Source organism: Paenibacillus rhizophilus (assembly GCF_003854965.1).
GTDB lineage: Bacteria > Bacillota > Bacilli > Paenibacillales > Paenibacillaceae > Paenibacillus_AQ > Paenibacillus_AQ rhizophilus.
Genome location: NZ_RQPI01000005.1, coordinates 17,219 through 33,947 on the forward strand (window position 1 = coordinate 17,219; position 16,729 = coordinate 33,947).

Annotated in this window: 11 protein-coding genes; 2 read left to right on the forward strand and 9 right to left on the reverse strand. The window is 49.4% G+C overall.

What is annotated here, in order from left to right; genetic code table 11:
- Positions 1-171: 171 nt before the first annotated feature.
- A complete protein-coding gene (locus EH198_RS10875; RefSeq protein WP_124695572.1) occupies positions 172-2,415 on the reverse strand; it encodes a copper amine oxidase N-terminal domain-containing protein in 2,244 nt (747 codons plus the stop codon).
- Between the two features lie 310 nt (positions 2,416-2,725).
- On the opposite strand from EH198_RS10875, the gene EH198_RS25120 reads away from it, so the two are divergent.
- Positions 2,726-2,839: a hypothetical protein gene (locus tag EH198_RS25120; protein ID WP_246014226.1), complete on the forward strand. Its 114-nt coding sequence runs from the start codon at positions 2,726-2,728 to the stop codon at positions 2,837-2,839.
- Positions 2,840-3,009: 170 nt separating this feature from the next.
- On the opposite strand, the gene pflA is transcribed toward EH198_RS25120, so the two are convergent.
- The 3 genes from pflA to adhE form a co-directional block, all read right to left on the reverse strand.
- Positions 3,010-3,747 (reverse strand): pyruvate formate-lyase-activating protein, encoded by a 738-nt coding sequence (gene pflA, locus EH198_RS10880; protein ID WP_124695573.1) that lies wholly within the window; start codon positions 3,745-3,747, stop codon positions 3,010-3,012.
- Between the two features lie 145 nt (positions 3,748-3,892).
- Positions 3,893-6,154 (reverse strand): formate C-acetyltransferase, encoded by a 2,262-nt coding sequence (gene pflB, locus EH198_RS10885; protein WP_124695574.1) that lies wholly within the window; start codon positions 6,152-6,154, stop codon positions 3,893-3,895.
- 293 nt (positions 6,155-6,447) lie between these two features.
- Positions 6,448-9,069: a bifunctional acetaldehyde-CoA/alcohol dehydrogenase gene (gene adhE, locus EH198_RS10890; RefSeq protein ID WP_124695575.1), complete on the reverse strand. Its 2,622-nt coding sequence runs from the start codon at positions 9,067-9,069 to the stop codon at positions 6,448-6,450.
- Between the two features lie 1,235 nt (positions 9,070-10,304).
- Here adhE and EH198_RS10895 point away from each other — a divergent pair.
- Positions 10,305-11,021, forward strand: coding sequence for a Crp/Fnr family transcriptional regulator (locus EH198_RS10895; protein ID WP_124695576.1), 717 nt, complete (start codon positions 10,305-10,307; stop codon positions 11,019-11,021).
- Positions 11,022-11,235: 214 nt separating this feature from the next.
- Here the strand turns inward: EH198_RS10895 and EH198_RS10900 are convergent, their stop codons facing one another.
- The 5 genes from EH198_RS10900 to EH198_RS10920 all read right to left on the reverse strand — a co-directional run bounded on the left by EH198_RS10900 (position 11,236) and on the right by EH198_RS10920 (position 16,605).
- Positions 11,236-12,027, reverse strand: a complete 792-nt coding sequence (locus tag EH198_RS10900; RefSeq protein WP_124695577.1) for a formate/nitrite transporter family protein — start codon at positions 12,025-12,027, stop codon at positions 11,236-11,238.
- 34 nt (positions 12,028-12,061) lie between these two features.
- Positions 12,062-12,382: a nitrite reductase (NAD(P)H) small subunit gene (locus EH198_RS10905; RefSeq protein ID WP_124695578.1), complete on the reverse strand. Its 321-nt coding sequence runs from the start codon at positions 12,380-12,382 to the stop codon at positions 12,062-12,064.
- Positions 12,383-12,410: 28 nt separating this feature from the next.
- The gene (gene nirB / locus EH198_RS10910) at positions 12,411-14,840 is read right to left on the reverse strand and encodes a nitrite reductase large subunit NirB (RefSeq protein WP_124695579.1); all 2,430 of its coding nucleotides are present in this window, start codon (positions 14,838-14,840) and stop codon (positions 12,411-12,413) included.
- 225 nt (positions 14,841-15,065) lie between these two features.
- Positions 15,066-15,770, reverse strand: a complete 705-nt coding sequence (gene ric / locus EH198_RS10915; protein ID WP_124695580.1) for an iron-sulfur cluster repair di-iron protein — start codon at positions 15,768-15,770, stop codon at positions 15,066-15,068.
- A 109-nt stretch (positions 15,771-15,879) separates the two neighbouring features.
- Entirely contained in the window at positions 15,880-16,605 is a 726-nt protein-coding gene (locus EH198_RS10920) for a hypothetical protein (protein ID WP_124695581.1), read from the reverse strand.
- Positions 16,606-16,729: the final 124 nt, after the last annotated feature.

Consider the following 16,729-nt stretch of genomic DNA (forward strand, 5'->3'; position numbering starts at 1 on the left):
CATAGAGGATCAAGGTTGTAACCCATCCTTTAATAATGCCCCAAAAATATGACGCCGTCAATGAAGGTCAGCATACCATCCTAGTTCAAGTTTCCGGAAAATAAAATCCCGGCGAAACGCTTGAACAAGCGCTTTGCCGGGAAAATTTTAATAAATATGAAGCCGTTTAAGTTATTGTGCCTTCTGAGGCGGAAGCGGCATGAACAGCAGATTAATCGGCAAATTGCTTCCGGAGGCCGGGGTAAATACAATTTCTACCGTCTGCTCCAGATTTCCGGTTCGGTACAGCACGCTGTTCTGGTGCGGCGCATCAACAGCGCCCGAATTCGGAGCTTCGATGATATTGCCGTTGACCAGCAGCGGTCCCTGGTATTTCCCGCCCCGCGGATTGAGCGTGATCAATGTGTTTGGGGCGACCCGGGTAAGCGTAATTTTGTAAACAACGCCGAAGTTGCCCGAGTTGGATGCTTCCGTGCCCGAAAGCGCGTCCGTGCCCGACAGGTTCTTGTCGGTGTTGTTATCTCCGAGTACCAGCCTAGAAGGCGTCGTTCCTACCGGATCGGTGACCGTAATGATACGGTTCGCATTCGGATACGTTCCTCGGTTATGCACGCCGTCGCGTTCCAGGTAGTTAAGGGTTGGCAGCGTCAGCAGCGGGTCCTTGGTCGCGTCGATCATGACAATCGAATATTTTACCGGATAATCACTGAATACATCGGACATCAGCGAAATAATTTGTCCAGGCTTCATCGTAACATTGTTGATTGTGGTCAGAACCGGTTTGCTTTCGCCGGGCTGCAGCGTAACATTGTCGTAAGCACTGCCCAAAGATATGGATTGCAGGTAGGTTTCAATCGACTTTTTGCCTGTAGCTGTCGGTATATCAAGCGGACCGCCAAAACCCGACTGTTGGGTCGTAATGGTTGCCGGATAAATATTATCGTTTGTCGCAATCACATACATCTTCATGTTTGTGGACATCGAGTTCTTGTGGTGAACCATAATCCGGGTGCTGCCCATCGCCGTCTCCTGATATACAATGCCTTCCGAATACACCGTTTCGGGGCTATTGCTGCGAATCAGCGTTATAGGTTCCGAACTGCTTGTATAAGAGACCTTGTTCCAGCTTGGTATCTCGCTTCCGTTGATCGTATAAATATCGCCGAGCGGAACGAAAAGCTTGTTGAAGTCTTCCTGGCTGTACAGCACTTCGTTAGTAATGTTGATCACCTTCTCGAAAGTGCTGCTGAGGCCGTGGGTATCGGTGACCGTCAGCTGGATGGAGACAGGGCCCGGGTTAAAAAAGGCCTGCGCCCGATTGGACCATGATTCCGTTAGCTGATCGCCGTCCGGGTCGGAACTAATATTCGTGATGGTAATCGGCTCGCCCATCTTGTATTCGTCTTTATTAGTCGTAAACTGCGCTACCGGCGGCTGGTTCGGTTTAAGAACGTTGATGGTTACCGAGTAGGGATCGCTCCATTGGCTGTTAGAGTCCATAACCGAATAACTGACCGTATAAAAGCCGGGCTGTGCAAAAACGTCCTGCCGTCCTTCCCAGCGCTCGTTAACAATTGTTGCGCCGTTCGACGCCGAGCTGCTGGTCACATAATTGACCGTCGTTTCTCCTGCAAAAATTTCGGACGGCTGCACCGTGAAGGATGCCTTGGGCTTTGTCTGCAGAGTCAAGATGACGCGTTTCTGCACATTATCCACCGTATAAGGAATGCCAAGCGCCTGCGTAATCGAAGTCAGCGGCACCATAAAAGTATTTTTATACTGGTAGGCCGGACCTTTCATCGTCGTAGCTTTACCGTTTACTGTATAAATTTTGCTGTTCGTCTTGAAACGAAGTTCGTTGCCGTCCTTCATGATGATCGTTTCTTTCGTTGCTCCGTTGTAGGTCAGCTTCAGGCCAACGCGCTCCACCATGGCGCGAATCGCCACATTAGATACGCCATTCTTGACGGCCATAGGCTGGCCCGCCAAATATAGAGTTCCATTCATATACATCTTGTTGCTGTTCATCATTAGTACAAGCTGGCCGGCCCCTGCGACGCCGGCCGGAGTCTTCGCTGCCGGTGCAAAATTCGGCTGCGGCGTTGCGGACGGCACAGCGGAGGCTGACGGCCCCGGAGTTGCGCTAGGTTGTTCTGCCGTCGGCGACGCCTCCACGGTCGAGGATGGCGTAGATGAAGCCGCCGGCGACACTATCGGGGCTGGCGACACTGTTCCGGTTATCGCCGTAGCTGTAGCGGTTGCCGCCGGCGATGCAGTAGATACAGCATTCATGACTGCGGATTTGGTTGCTGTCCCTGCCGGTAACTGTGCAGCGGATTCGGCGAATGCCGGAACCGCCGAAGCGGCCTGCGCCATCGTCAGTACAGCAATTAAAGCCAGTTTTCTTACATTCATTAGTATGACTCCTTCTGCTCCCTTTTTGTAAATATAAGATCCTGAACGGCTTGCCCTCCGCCTCTCTCTTATATTTTCGACAAAAACACAGCCGCCTCAAGGCGGCCTGCGCTCTTATCATGGCTTCCCCAAAACAAAACATACTATTAGACGCAAGCACCGGCAAAAAGTTTCAGAAAAATAGAGAAAATTTGTAAAACACTTAAATCCCCCTTTTTAAGGAGAGATTTAGAAGGGAATATTAAGGGCAAAGTGTCGTCCAAAGTTCGGCGCTTTTCATTATTACGGGAGGCGATATCAAAGCGACGAGATTTCCTCCACCGAAAAAAATCAGCTTGATGACAAGAACGAACGACGGCTGGACAGCATTCGCGGTTATCGGGAAGAAGTAAAAGACGAAGCAAGAAATCAAAAAAACAAATAATTGCTTGCTCTCATTCGCCCGGAAATCTATTAAAAAGGCTGTTCCCCTCATCCGAACAACTTCGGGAAGGGAACAGCCTTTTTCGATGCTGGTTTCTCCGATGAGGGACTCTCATCGTTATTCAAAATCGGATCCCCGTCAAGAATTCCGATCTGTATTCGAAGTCGTATTTATACCGGGGTCGTCTGCTTGCGGCCTTCTTCAATAAGCCGGTAAGCCCGCTGTACTTCTTCATCCTGGGGAGTAGGCACGCCATCCAACTCGTAAGCCTTGCCAAGCATTTCCCACTTGTACACGCCCATTTGATGATATGGCAAAATCTCGAACTTCTCTACCCCGTTTAGAGTTCCGATAAAACGCCCTAAATTGATGAGGTCTTCTTCTTTGTTATGAATGCCGGGTACGTAGACATGGCGGATCCACATCTTGCGTCCATGATCAGACAGCCAGCGAGCCAGCTTCAGGGTCCGTTCATTGGATTTGCCGGTCAGTTTGATGTGAGCCTCGTCATCGATATGCTTAAGATCCAGAAGCACAAGATCCGTTACATTCAGAAGGTCTGTAATCTTGTCGCCCTCGTTATATCCGTTGGTATCCAGAGTCGTGTGCAATCCCCAACGCTTCTTTACCTCAGTGAACAGTTGCTCCACGAATTTCGCCTGAAGCGTCGGCTCTCCGCCGGAAACGGTCAACCCGCCGCCGGAGGAACGGTAATAATTCAGGTAAGGTTCGATTTCCTTGAGAATATCTTCCACAGTGACTTCTCTTCCCTCGTCTAATGCCCACGTATCCGGGTTATGGCAATATTGGCATTTCAACAGGCAGCCTTGCATAAACAAGATGAAACGGATACCAGGCCCGTCTACGGTTCCGAAGGTTTCAAGAGAGTGGATACGGCCTTTAATCATAGAAGGTCATCCTTTCTTCACGACTGGCTACAAACCAAAAAAACTTAAAATTTTAACAATCTCAGAACAAGATTTTACCGCCCTTAATTCAAGGGCGGTATCACCTTGCCATTTACTGCTTATTTAAATTAGTTTAACGGCTGAATTACATCGAACCGTGGAAAGTACGGTTGATAACATCGAGCTGTTGTTCACGAGTCAGCTTGATGAAGTTAACAGCATAACCGGATACACGGATAGTAAGCTGCGGATAGTTTTCCGGATGATCCATAGCATCTATCAGTTGCTCGCGGTTAAATACGTTAACGTTCAGGTGATGGCCTTTGCTGTGGAAGTATCCGTCCATCATGGATACCAGGTTCGCTTTACGTCCTTCTTCGTCTTTGCCGAGTGCCTTAGGTACGATCGAGAAGGTATTGGAGATACCGTCAAGGCTGTCTTCATAAGGCAGTTTAGCTACAGAACTCAGGGAAGCAAGAGCGCCCTTCTTGTCGCGTCCGTGCATTGGGTTAGCACCAGGTGCGAACGGCTCGCCTTTCTTACGTCCATCAGGAGTAGTACCAGTTTTCTTGCCGTATACTACGTTCGACGTAATCGTCAGAATCGATTGAGTCGGCAGAGAATCACGGTAAGTTTGATGTTTGCGAATCATGTTCATGAAGGATTCAACCAGTTCAACTGCGATGCTGTCAACAGCGTCGTCGTTGTTGCCGTAGCAAGGGAATTCGCCTTCGATTTCAAAGTCTATTGCGACTCCTTCTTCGTTGCGGATCGGTTTAACTTTGGCATATTTGATTGCACTCAGAGAGTCGGCAGCAACCGACAGACCGGCAATACCGCAAGCCATCGTGCGCAGAATGTCGCGGTCATGCAGCGCCATTTCAATACGTTCGTAGGAGTATTTATCGTGCATGTAATGGATAACGTTCAAAGTGTTGACATAAGTTTTGGCAAGCCATTCCATCATCGGTTTAAAGCGTTTGATTACTTCGTTGTAATCCAGCACTTCGGAAGTGATGCGTGGATATTCCGGTCCTACTTGTGCGCCGGATTTTTCATCCACACCACCGTTGATAGCATACAGCAGGGCTTTGGCCAGGTTAGCGCGAGCGCCGAAGAATTGCATTTGTTTACCGATACGCATTGCGGATACGCAGCATGCAATACCATAGTCATCGCCATAAATCGGACGCATCAGATCGTCATTTTCGTATTGGATCGAGCTTGTCTCGATGGATACTTTGGCACAATATTTCTTGAAACCTTCAGGAAGCTTCTCGGACCACAGAACAGTCAGGTTCGGTTCCGGAGCCGGTCCCAGGTTGTACAGGGTGTGCAGGAAACGGAAGCTGTTCTTCGTAACGCGGGTTCTGCCGTCAACAGCCATACCGCCGATGGATTCTGTTACCCAAGTCGGGTCACCGGAGAACAGGTCGTTGTACTCAGGAGTACGAAGGAATTTCACGATACGCAGTTTCATAACAAAATGGTCAACAAGCTCTTGTGCTTGTTCTTCAGTCAGCGTACCTTCTTCAACGTCGCGTTGTACGTAAATATCCAAGAAGGAAGAAACGCGGCCAAGGGACATAGCGGCGCCATTTTGTTCTTTGATCGCAGCCAGGTATCCGAAGTAAACCCATTGGAAAGCTTCTTTAGCGTTGTTCGCAGGTTTGGAAATATCCAGCCCGTGCGCAGCAGCCATTTCTTTCAGTTCGCTCAGGGCACGGATTTGCTCCGACAGCTCTTCACGAAGACGAATGACGCTTTCGCTCATGGAATCCACTTCAAGGCTAAGCTGTTCTTGTTTCTTTTCCTTGATCAGGAAATCAATACCGTACAGAGCAACACGGCGATAGTCGCCGATGATACGGCCGCGGCCGTAAGCATCAGGAAGACCGGTAATGATGCCGGCTTTACGAACGGCTCTCATATCATTTGTATATGCATCAAACACGCCTTGGTTATGCGTTTTGCGGATATTCGTAAACATGTCAACAATGTTGCTCGGAAGCTCAAAACCATAAGCTTTGGTAGCGTCGATCATCATTTTGATGCCACCGAACGGTTGAATGGAACGTCTGAAAGGCGCATCAGTTTGAACGCCGACGATTTGTTCCTTTTCTTTGTCGATATAGCCAGGTTTGTGGGACGTGATTGTGGACACTGTGTTAAGATCGATGTCCCAAACGCCGCCTCTTTCTCTTTCTTCCTTGCCCAGTTGGGAAATGATTTTCCACAGTTCGTTAGTGTTGCTGGTAGGGCCTACGAGGAACTGTTCGTTGCCTTCATAGGGTTTGATGTTCTTGTCGATAAAGTCATTAACATTGACTTTCTTGGACCATCTGCCACTTACAAATCCGCGCCATCCCGACTTAACTTCTTGTACTTCTTTTTCAATCACCGACATACTAATCCCTCCATATATTTATATGATTTGTAGAGATCGCGGGCTTGAAGGATAATCCCGTGTCTCGTGATCCCAAGCTGTTATTTGTACCAAATTTCACAATTGATGTTCTATAACTGGGACCTTATATAAACATCTTAGTTTACTTTCCAAAAGAAAACTGTGACAAATATCACCTTCGAACAACTTTTTGGTGATATTTGTCACTCTAATTCAAATCCCAGATTCTACTACATTCAATATTCAGTTTCTATATATATTTAACTTTAGTATGACCTTAAAATTACTTGATATTAGTTGTCGAATCTGCCATAGAAAGCATTGCGGTATACGTCGGCAAGTTCACTTACCAGCGGCAGCTTCGGATTGGCAGTTGTACATTGGTCTTCGAATGCGCGGTCTGCCAGGTAGTCTACGCGGGATTCGAAGTCCTTCGGATCGAAGCCCAGTTGTTGGAACGATTCTTCGATACCCAGCTTTTTGTTCATATCGCGAATAGCGTTGATCAGGCTGGTGACGCCTTCTTCCGTAGTGCGGGCCGGCAGTCCCAGAATGCGGGCGATTTCGGCATAGCGCTCGTCAGCCACAAAGTGGGAATATTTCGGGAACGCAGCAAACTTCGAAGGTTTCTTCGCGTTGTAACGAATAACGTGCGGCATCAGGATGGCATTGGTGCGTCCATGAGCCGTGTGGTATTGACCGCCCCATTTATGCGCCAAGCTGTGGTTGATGCCCAGGAACGCGTTGGCGAATGCCATACCGGCCAGCGTCGATGCGTTGTGCATTTTCTCGCGGGCAAGCTTGTCGGCTTCCAGAGCGGATTTCTCCAGGTATTGGAATACCAGTTGGATAGCTTTGATAGCCAGACCGTCGGAGTAGTCGCTCGCCATAACGGATACATACGCTTCGATGGCATGCGTCAGTACGTCCATACCTGTATCGGCAACGGCAGTCTTCGGCAGGCTGTATACGAATTCCGGATCGATGATGGCTACGTCAGGAGTAAGCTCATAATCGGCCAGCGGATATTTCGTGTTGTTGCCAGAAGTTTTGTCGGTAATAACCGCGAAGGAGGTTACTTCCGAACCCGTACCCGAAGTTGTCGGGATTGCAACGAATTTAGCTTTATTACCCAGTTTCGGGAATTTGTAAACCCGTTTACGGATATCCAAGAATTTTTGTTTCAAGCCTTCGAAGTCAGCATCCGGATGTTCGTAGAACAGCCACATCCCCTTAGCAGCGTCCATTGGGGAACCGCCGCCCAGAGCGATGATGCAGTCAGGCTGGAATCTGTTCATCATAGCCGTGCCTTTTTCCACCGTAGTTGTCGACGGATCCGGTTCAACTTCCGAGAACACTTCGATCGCTACAGGAGTTTGGCGTTGACGCAGGTAGTGCTCTACTCTTTCAACGTAGCCAAGTTTAACCATCATTGGGTCAGTAATGATTGCGACACGTGTGATTTCAGGCATTTTGGCCAGGTACTGAGTTGCGCCCTTTTCGAAGTAAATCTTATCCGGTACTTTAAACCATTGCATATTCACGATACGACGATTCACCCTTTTCACGTTGATCATGTTAATGGCAGTAACGTTTTGGGATACCGAGTTCCGGCCGTAAGATCCACAGCCCAGAGTCAGCGAAGGGATGTTCGTGTTATAGAGGTCGCCGATTGCGCCATGAGTCGAAGGCGAGTTGACGAGAATACGTCCGGTTTGCAGACGGTGCGAGAACTTCATGATAACTTCTTCGTTGTTGGAGTGGATGGCCGAGCTGTGGCCCAAACCGCCAAACTCAACAACTTGTGCCGCGCGTTCGATACCTTGATCGGCGTTTTTAACTTTGTAGCAGGCCAGAACCGGGCTCAGCTTTTCAGCGGACAGCGGGTATTTAGTGCCTACACCTTCGAGTTCAGCTACCAGAATCTTGGTGCCGGCAGGAACTTGGATACCGCACATTTCGGCAATCTTCACAGCAGATTGGCCGACGATTACCGGATTAACCGCGCATTTTTCCACGTTCATTGCGCCGTTGGTCAGCTTGGCAGCTTCATCTTTATTGACGAAGTAACAGCCGTTGGCAATCATTTTCTTCTTTACTTGATCGAAGATGGCTTCTTCAATAATAACGGCTTGCTCGGATGCGCAGATCATGCCGTTGTCGAATGTTTTCGAAAGAATAATGTCGTTTACAGCTTGGTCGATATTTGCACTCTTTTCAATGAAGGCAGGCACGTTACCAGGGCCTACGCCAAGAGCCGGTTTGCCGCAGCTGTAAGCCGCTTTAACCATTGCGGATCCGCCTGTAGCCAGGATCAGAGCCACGCCATCGTTGTTCATCAATGCGTTGGTCTTGTCCATGGTTGGCTGCTCAATCCATTGGATGCAGTTCTCCGGAGCGCCTGCTTTTACTGCTGCGTCATGCAAAATTTTTGCAGCTGCGGCACTACATGCTTGCGCAGATGGGTGGAAACCGAATATAATAGGGTTACGTGTCTTAATGGAAATCAAAGCTTTAAACATCGTAGTGGATGTTGGGTTGGTTACCGGAGTGATGCCCATAACAACGCCGACCGGTTCGGCAATCTTTTGGTAGCTGTCGTAAGGATTGTCTTCAATAACGCCTACTGTTTTGTCGTACTTGATTCCGTGCCAGATATATTCTGTAGCGAAAATGTTCTTCGTGATTTTGTCTTCGTAAACACCGCGGCCTGTTTCTTCTACAGCCAATTTTGCCAGGTACATGTGTTTGTCCAAACCGGCCAGTGCCATTGCATGAACGATTTTGTCGACTTGTTCTTGATCGAGAGCCATGAATGCTTCTTGAGCTTTCTTTGCTTTATCCACCAGAGTCTGAATATATTCTTCAGCGGTTGGTTGTTGCACTTGGGCGGCTGCTTCATTCTTAACTGCCATTTCCCTCGTCCTCCTGTCAATTTGTGTTTGTTCTTCTCTACAACTCGATAATATCACATCAAATGCGACTTGTATAGTGAAATCTTTCACAAAGTATAAAATTTTTTTGTGTTATTTTCAAAGCGCTTACATTCTGAGGGGTTTCAGGGACATCTTGCCTACTTCAATCTCTTTTCTATATTCTTAAATCATAGGATTCCGGCGCAGTAATAGAAGATTTTAGTTGGTAACAATTACTAATTACCTAAGAAGCCGTTAAATAGAAGAGCTTTCCATGCTATTATTCCTAATTTTAAAAATAATCGTCTTTTTATTAATGATCAAGCTGAGCCTAAGCGAGGTTGGCTTTGCGTTGACGCTATGGAGCGGCATTTTCTAATTATGCCTTGATCGTATCACAAATACCTCCAAAACCTTTTTGGCGGGCAGCTGGGTTGTAAAGACGATACTTGTTGCTCGTCGCTCTGATAGGCTTCCATTGCTACACGCTTCCCTATCCGTTGTTCGTTCCCGAACCGGTTTCCTTCGAAGGCGCTCCTCAACCATTGTTCTTGACCGTAACCCTGTTATTCCCCCCTTACAAGCCAACTCTATAAAGATTCGATGAGAAGAGACGTGGCAGACATGATGCCTCTATTTATACCTACCTCAAGAAGACGCCGAAAATAAAACACATGCCAAGAACAACAATTGCGATGACAGTGGGCAGAGCTGCCAGATCAGGATGGCGAAAACGAAACACCGACGTGCGATGATCCGGGACGCTTTAAATAAATCCGGAAGAATGACGTCAGATTTTTTCAATAGAAGAAAGTGGATTCAACTCATATTGCGATAAATTGCCGCTGCCCAATGTCATCACCTTAAGTCGCCCTCCCTACTGAACAAATACACTACGGCAACTAAAGGTGCGTGGACTTCTTGAAATTCTTTCTGTGCAGCCCCCGTACAGCCTATGAAAGTTGTTCCAAAACTACTTTCTTGCTTGCCTAAGACTCAACCATCATTTATAGTAAAAAAAGCTGTTTGCCGCTATCCTTGGACAACGTCAAACAGCATGAAATGGAAAAATATATTAGAAATCACACTCGAAATCACTCTTTTGAAGTGAAAATAATCACAATGTTGAAAATTAGACACTTTTTTCGCAATTTTTTCACCCATATTGAGGAATTTCATTGTATAATTAATTTAAAATTTATTGAAAAACTGAGGGAATAAAGGGGATGTCGATTATGAAAGAACATACTAATGTTATCGAAGCCCATGGAAATACAAACTGTTTCTCGGAACAAAACTTTAACAGACTGCTAGTAACGATGAAAGAACGTTTGGTTCCGGAAGGCTCTCATTTATTCTGGGAAGGCGACTACTCGGATAAGCTGTTTTACATCAAACGCGGACGCGTCAAGCTGACCAAATCCACGGATGAAGGAAAAGAACTCATTCTTTATATGTATCAAGCCGGCGATATGGTCGGTCAAGCCGATCCTTTCTTCAGCACGAAGCACAGCTTCACCGCCGAAGTGATCGAGGAAAGCGAAGTTGGCGTGATCGAGCACAAGGATCTGGAAATTCTGATTTGCCAGCATTGTGATTTTGCCATCGATTTTATGAAGTGGATGGGCATTCATCACCGTCTGACGCAGACCAAATTCCGCGATCTGATGATGTACGGCAAACCTGGCGCCCTCTGCTCCACGCTGATCCGTCTGAGCAATACGTACGGCGAGAAGAACGGCGAATCCATTCTGATCAACAAAAAAATTACGCATACCGACTTGTCCAACATGATCGGCGCGACTCGCGAGAGCGTTAACCGCATGCTTAGCGATCTGCGCAAAAAAGACGCCGTAGAGTATGAGAACGGCATGATTGTGATTAAAGATCTGGAAATGCTCCAGGATATTTGCCACTGCGAACTTTGTCCTAATGAGATTTGCCGAATTTAACACAGCTAATATTTACCCTCTTTTCACCTCAGTGAAACATACATGTTCGTTTTTTTCGGCCTGATTTTGTTATGGCCGCAGGCGTCCGTTTTCGGACGCTTTTTTTGTGCCCGCAGCCTTATTAACGACAAAAAAGACCGCCGCCTAAAGCCCTGGTCGGACCTTAAGCGGCAGCCTCCGCAGCGAAATGAATTTTGTGGTGGAAACAGCCGGATTACTTAGACTTAACGGCGCCGCGCACAGGCGAGATGGCCCAGTAAGCCATGCCGACAAATACGCCGCCGCCGATGATATTGCCCAGCGTAACCGGAATCATATTATGCAGCCAACCGGCAAGGGTAACGGTCTCCGGATGGTTCGGCAGCAGCAGCGCCACGCTCATCAGCGTCATGTTCGCCACGCTATGCTCATAGCCGCTGGCGATAAAGGCAAGCAGACACCACCAGATCAGCACCAGCTTGGCGCCTTCGCTCTTGGCCCGGGACGACATCCAGATCGCCAGACAGACCAGCCAGTTGCAAAGAATGCCGCGGAAGAACAACTCGGAAACAGGCAAGCTCATCTTTTTGGCTGCCGCCGCAAAGATCAGATGATCTGGCCCGGCAGCCTTGAACAGCCCCGTTCCCTGAACCAGCCAAGCCAGCAGCAGTGCGCCGGCAAGGTTGCCCAGAAAGACGATCACCCAGTTCTTGACGGTATCCCATAGACTTGTTCTGCCCGCTAAAGTGCTGGCGGTAAAGAACATGTTATTCCCGGTAAACAGCTCCGAGCCGGCAAAGATGACCAGCGTCAGCGCGATGCCGAAGGTGGAGCCCATGACAAGCGGCTGGAAGGGCGACTTGGCCGCCGCCAGTGGCGCCCCCAGTGTGAAGATCAATATGATGCCGATCCCTACGTACGCCCCGGCCAGCAGCGCCGCCAAAGCATATCTCGGCAGGCTTTCATTCATTTTGTCGCGTTTCGTTACCGCCGCTTCAATAATCGTTTCCACGCTTTGCGTAAACATCTCCCTAACCCCTTGTCATTATTCTTTGTATGATTTAAATACCGATAACTACCGTGTCTCCGTCGATATAAACCGGATAAACCGCCGCCTGTCCCTTATCGGGCGCCTGAACCTCGCCGGTGCGGAGATCGATTTTCCAGTCGTACAGAGGGTCGTACAGATAGTGCCCGGACACGATTCCTTCGGCCAGAGGGCCTCCCTTTGGATGGGGATTGCGATTCTCCAGAACGTAGAATTCGTTACCCGAAGTGCGGAATACGGCCAGCTCTTTGCCTTCGATTACAACCACACGGCCAATTTGTTTCAAATAGTCCTCTACCTTGCCTGCTGCATAGGTTTGTCTTGCTGCTTCCATCGCTCTCTCTCCTTTTGCCCGGATTGGCTTAACGGATTTCCGCCGCTTCAAACAGCGCAGTGCGCGTCTCGCCGTCGTTCAGCATTTTTTTCCATGGATCTTTAACCTGTGTTAAGGCAAAATCAATGCGCTGCGCCAGCGCCTTGCGCTCTTCCGCGTTGTCCAGAATAAAGGATTGGATTTGGTCCAAACCTAGACGTTCCACCCATTCGGACGTTCTTTCCATGTAATTGCCCGTTTCACGGTAATACTGCATGACGGCGGAGCAGATTTCGACCAACTCTTCGTCCGTCTTCACTTTGCAGAAGGAATCCGCGATCCGGGGCTTGATGCCGCCGTTGCCGCCGATGAACACTTCCCAGCCTCCGTCGTTGCCGACGATGCCGATATCCTTCGTGCAGGATTCCGCGCAGTTCCGCGGGCAGCCGTTTACGGCCATTTTGAATTTGGCGGGGAAATCAAGACGCTCATATTTCCGCTCCAGCAGCGCGCCCATGCCCATTGAATCCTGCGTACCGAAACGGCAGAACTGCGATCCTACACAGGTCTTGACTGTCCGCAGAGATTTGGCGTAAGCATAACCCGAAGGCATGTCCAGCTCCTCCCATACTTTGGGCACATCTTCTTTCTTGATACCGATCAGGTCCAGGCGCTGTCCGCCGGTTACTTTGACAACCTTGACATCGTATTTAATGGAGACATCGGCGATTCTCTTCAAATCTTCCGGCGTTGTCACTCCGCCGTACATCCGCGGAACGACAGTGAATGTGCCGTCCTTCTGAATGTTGGCGCTCATCCGCTCGTTGACAAAGCGCGATTCCTTCTCGTCTTCGTGCGTATCCGGATAGATCATGCCCAGATAATAGTTGACCGCCGGGCGGCATTTCGAGCAGCCTTCTTCCTGCTTCCAGCCGAGGACGTTCATGACCTCTTTGGTCGTCGTCAGCCCTTTGGCCCGGATCTCGGCCACAATTTCATCCCGGCTGAGCGTCGTGCAGCCGCAGATGCCGGTCTTCGCGCTCTGCTCAAAGCCGTCGCCGAGCACATACTGAAGAATCTGTTCCACGACCGGCTTGCAGCCGCCGCAGGAACGCGTGGCTCCGGTGCAGGCTTTGATTTCATCCACGGTTGTGAAGCCGTTATCGGTGATTGCGTCGACAATTGCCTTCTTGGTCACGCCGTTGCAGCCGCAGACGATTTCCTCGTCGGACATGCTTTCGACGGATGCCGTCTTCTTGGCTCCTCCTCCGCCACAGCATCCGGTTCCCATAACGTCCGCATAAATGTCGTCCGTCATCTCCGCACCCTGCTTCACCAGCTTTTGCAGGCTGGCGGATTCCGTCACATCGCCGAACAGAACGGCGCCGACAATAATGTTGTTCTTGAGCAGAATTTTCTTGTAGGTTCTCTTCCAATCATCCTTGGCGGCAATGACCGTATGCTCCGGCGTCTCGATGAATTCCCCTGCCGAGAAGACGTCCACGCCGGAAATCTTCAGCTTGGTGGAGACGACCGAACCTTCATAAGGCTTAGCTTCCACGTCGCACAAATGCTTCGCGAGCACGGTTCCCTGTTCGAACAACGGAGCTACCAGGCCATAGCAGATGCCGCGGTGCTCAGTGCATTCGCCGACGGAATACACGTCCGTAAGCGATGTTTGCAAGAAGTCATCCACCACGATGCCGCGGTTCACTTCAATGCCGCTGTCCTTCGCCAATGCCACATTCGGCTTAATGCCTACGGCCATGACCACGAACTGCGCTTCCAGCTCCGTGCCGTCGGCGAAGCGCAGTCCGCTTACCCGCTCATCGCCGGTCAGCTCCACCGTCTGCTTGCCCATTGCGAACTTGACGCCTTGGCGCTCCAGTTCCGCTTTCAGCATCGAAGCGGCGGTATGATCCAGCTGCCGCTCCATCAGATCCTCCATCAGGTGGACGACGGTTACGTCCATGCCCAGGTTCACGAGACCTTTTGCCGCTTCCAGGCCGAGCAGTCCGCCGCCGATAACGGCCGCTTTGCGATACTGCTTCGCGGCTTTCAGCATCGCCTCGCAGTCGGCGATATCGCGGAAGCCCACGACGCCTTCCTTGCCGCTGCCAGGGATCGGCAGAATGAACGAATTCGACCCGGTGGCGATAATGACTTTATCGTAATCCGCGGTCAAGCCGTTCTCCGCGATGACCTTCCGCGATTCTCCGTCAATACGGGTTACCGTGGTTCCTGTATGCAGAGTAATACCGTTCTCCTTGTACCAGTTCCAGTCGTTCAGGATAATATCGTCCACGGTTTTGCTTCCTTCGAGGACGTAAGACAGCATAATGCGGTTGTAGTTGGGATGAGGCTCGCTGCCGAAGACGGTTATGTCGTATGCGCCGCCAAGCTTCAAAATCTGTTCAATGGTGCCTACGCCTGCCATGCCGTTGCCGATCAATACTAATTTTTCTCGATTCGATGTCATTGTCGGGTCCTCCCTCAAAGCTTCTATAATCAACTCTCGTGCTTAATACCGGAATTATACTCTTTAAATTTTAACTAGACGGGTGACCACAGTCACTCTAATAGTGAATATTTTCACATCATATTGTAACAAATACTGTCATTCACCCACTTGACATACGAGAAATAGCCGATTTCCCAAAGATAATCCAAGGAAAATCGGCTGTTGGTCGAAGCTCAAAAACTATTATTGATATCTCGGGAACAAAATGTTGTTCTCCAGATGAACATGCTCGAAGGTCATGCCTTCCAGTTCCTCCAGCCGTGCATAAGTCAGACGGTAAGTCGTGCAGGCATGCTCAGGCGGAGTAAAGTCGCCGGTAACGGAGCGAAGCTGTTTGAGAATGTCGCCCGCTGCGTCATGCTCTTCTTCCAAATTGCTTAGAGACTTGCGCAGAGCGGTTAAGGATTCTTCGTTCCCATTTTGCTCATAGGCTAGAATGCTCGGAAAATCCTGCGTTTCTTCATTTGCCGTGTGCTCCAGCAGTTCGTCCTTCAGCTGGTTGAACAGTTGGTATACTTCAGCCAGATGCGGGGAATCCCCGCCGTGTACGCGAAAGACCTTCGTGACGTTCTGTCCGATCAGCGGCAGTTCTTCTCTCAGATAGCGGTGATGCTTATCGACAATATGGGCGATCAGTTCTTCGGAGGATGCTCCGTTCCATACGGTATCCTCTTCAAGCACCGGGTACTGCTCCAGCAGCTTGTACAAATCGCCGATAACAGCGTCCGCTTCAAGACCGCGCTCATCGGCCGCCTCCCGAAGCGGCTTTGCGCCGCCGCAGCAGAAATCGATTTTGCTTGCCTTGAAATAATCCGCGGCTTTCGGGAACTGCAGGACGATTTCTTTTACCAATGTATCGCTATTAAATAAAGGTTGTTTAACGCTCATCGTGACTCCTCCTTAGGGGTTACTTATTGATCTGCTTCTACAATAACCCCCGAGGGAGAGCCTCCGCGTGATTTGAATCACGTCAATTCGAAAATATTGTTGAACAGCCTTACTGCACATAAGCTTCCATATAGGTTCGTTTGCCCGCCGCATCCTTCAGATAAGGACCGAGCCCGGCAAATTTAGCCTCATTGACATACACCCCGGTCATCCATCTTCCCTCCGTTAATCCCCCATCCCATTGAAGCACAAGGTCAGGAGCCGCGATCCATTCCTGAAAGACGCGAACGTTGGTGTCCGTGTAGGCTTTGCATGGTTTGTCAAGTTCCTGAAAACGGACATCGTTGACATAAGTAGGCACAAAATAGGCAGATATCGTCTCCAAATCGTCACAATCCAGAAACGTGTCGCCCCCCAAAAAAGGATGAAGCATCAGCGTTTTTTCGAACAGCGCCCAGATCACCGCCTGAAGAATCAGGCTTTGTCTTCTGCCGTTATGAAACGTGTACGTACGCGGCTGATCCGACAGGTCCGCCTCGCGCTCCGCTTCGCCCTGCTCCAGACAGTGCCTTTCACAGCCGATGCACTTCCAGCCCGAAGGCCCTTGAATCCATTTCTGAAACACCGTGCCGCCGTCGCCGTTACCTTTATACAGGGAAGAAATAATACTGTAAGGCACTCCGAATGAAGCGTTCCACAATGAGGCAGGGAGATGGCTGTGCAGCATGAACAGCGTCTTGTCATAAATTAGCTGCACTTTAACGGAAGCCGTTTCAAGCTCAGCCACATCCTCTTTTCCGTAACCGACTTCCCGCGAGAACAGAGTGGTCTTCATCTTGCTCGCCTCCCTAAATTTCACCCGCAAAGCGGGGGATTTATTAAGAAATGAATTCAGGAGTGTACAGGGACCCCAAAAGCTGGCCATTACGTCTCGGTGACTAAAAGTTAATTTTATAGTA

What these genes read in the sequence shown, in the direction of transcription:
- EH198_RS10875 (WP_124695572.1), bottom strand. Translation starts at nt 2,415, where the DNA reads ATGAATGTAAGAAAACTGGCTTTAATTGCTGTACTGACGATGGCGCAG.
- pflA (WP_124695573.1), bottom strand. Translation starts at nt 3,747, where the DNA reads ATGATTAAAGGCCGTATCCACTCTCTTGAAACCTTCGGAACCGTAGAC.
- pflB (WP_124695574.1), bottom strand. Translation starts at nt 6,154, where the DNA reads ATGTCGGTGATTGAAAAAGAAGTACAAGAAGTTAAGTCGGGATGGCGC.
- adhE (WP_124695575.1), bottom strand. Translation starts at nt 9,069, where the DNA reads ATGGCAGTTAAGAATGAAGCAGCCGCCCAAGTGCAACAACCAACCGCT.
- EH198_RS10895 (WP_124695576.1), top strand. Translation starts at nt 10,305, where the DNA reads ATGAAAGAACATACTAATGTTATCGAAGCCCATGGAAATACAAACTGT.
- EH198_RS10900 (WP_124695577.1), bottom strand. Translation starts at nt 12,027, where the DNA reads ATGTTTACGCAAAGCGTGGAAACGATTATTGAAGCGGCGGTAACGAAA.
- EH198_RS10905 (WP_124695578.1), bottom strand. Translation starts at nt 12,382, where the DNA reads ATGGAAGCAGCAAGACAAACCTATGCAGCAGGCAAGGTAGAGGACTAT.
- nirB (WP_124695579.1), bottom strand. Translation starts at nt 14,840, where the DNA reads ATGACATCGAATCGAGAAAAATTAGTATTGATCGGCAACGGCATGGCA.
- ric (WP_124695580.1), bottom strand. Translation starts at nt 15,770, where the DNA reads ATGAGCGTTAAACAACCTTTATTTAATAGCGATACATTGGTAAAAGAA.
- EH198_RS10920 (WP_124695581.1), bottom strand. Translation starts at nt 16,605, where the DNA reads ATGAAGACCACTCTGTTCTCGCGGGAAGTCGGTTACGGAAAAGAGGAT.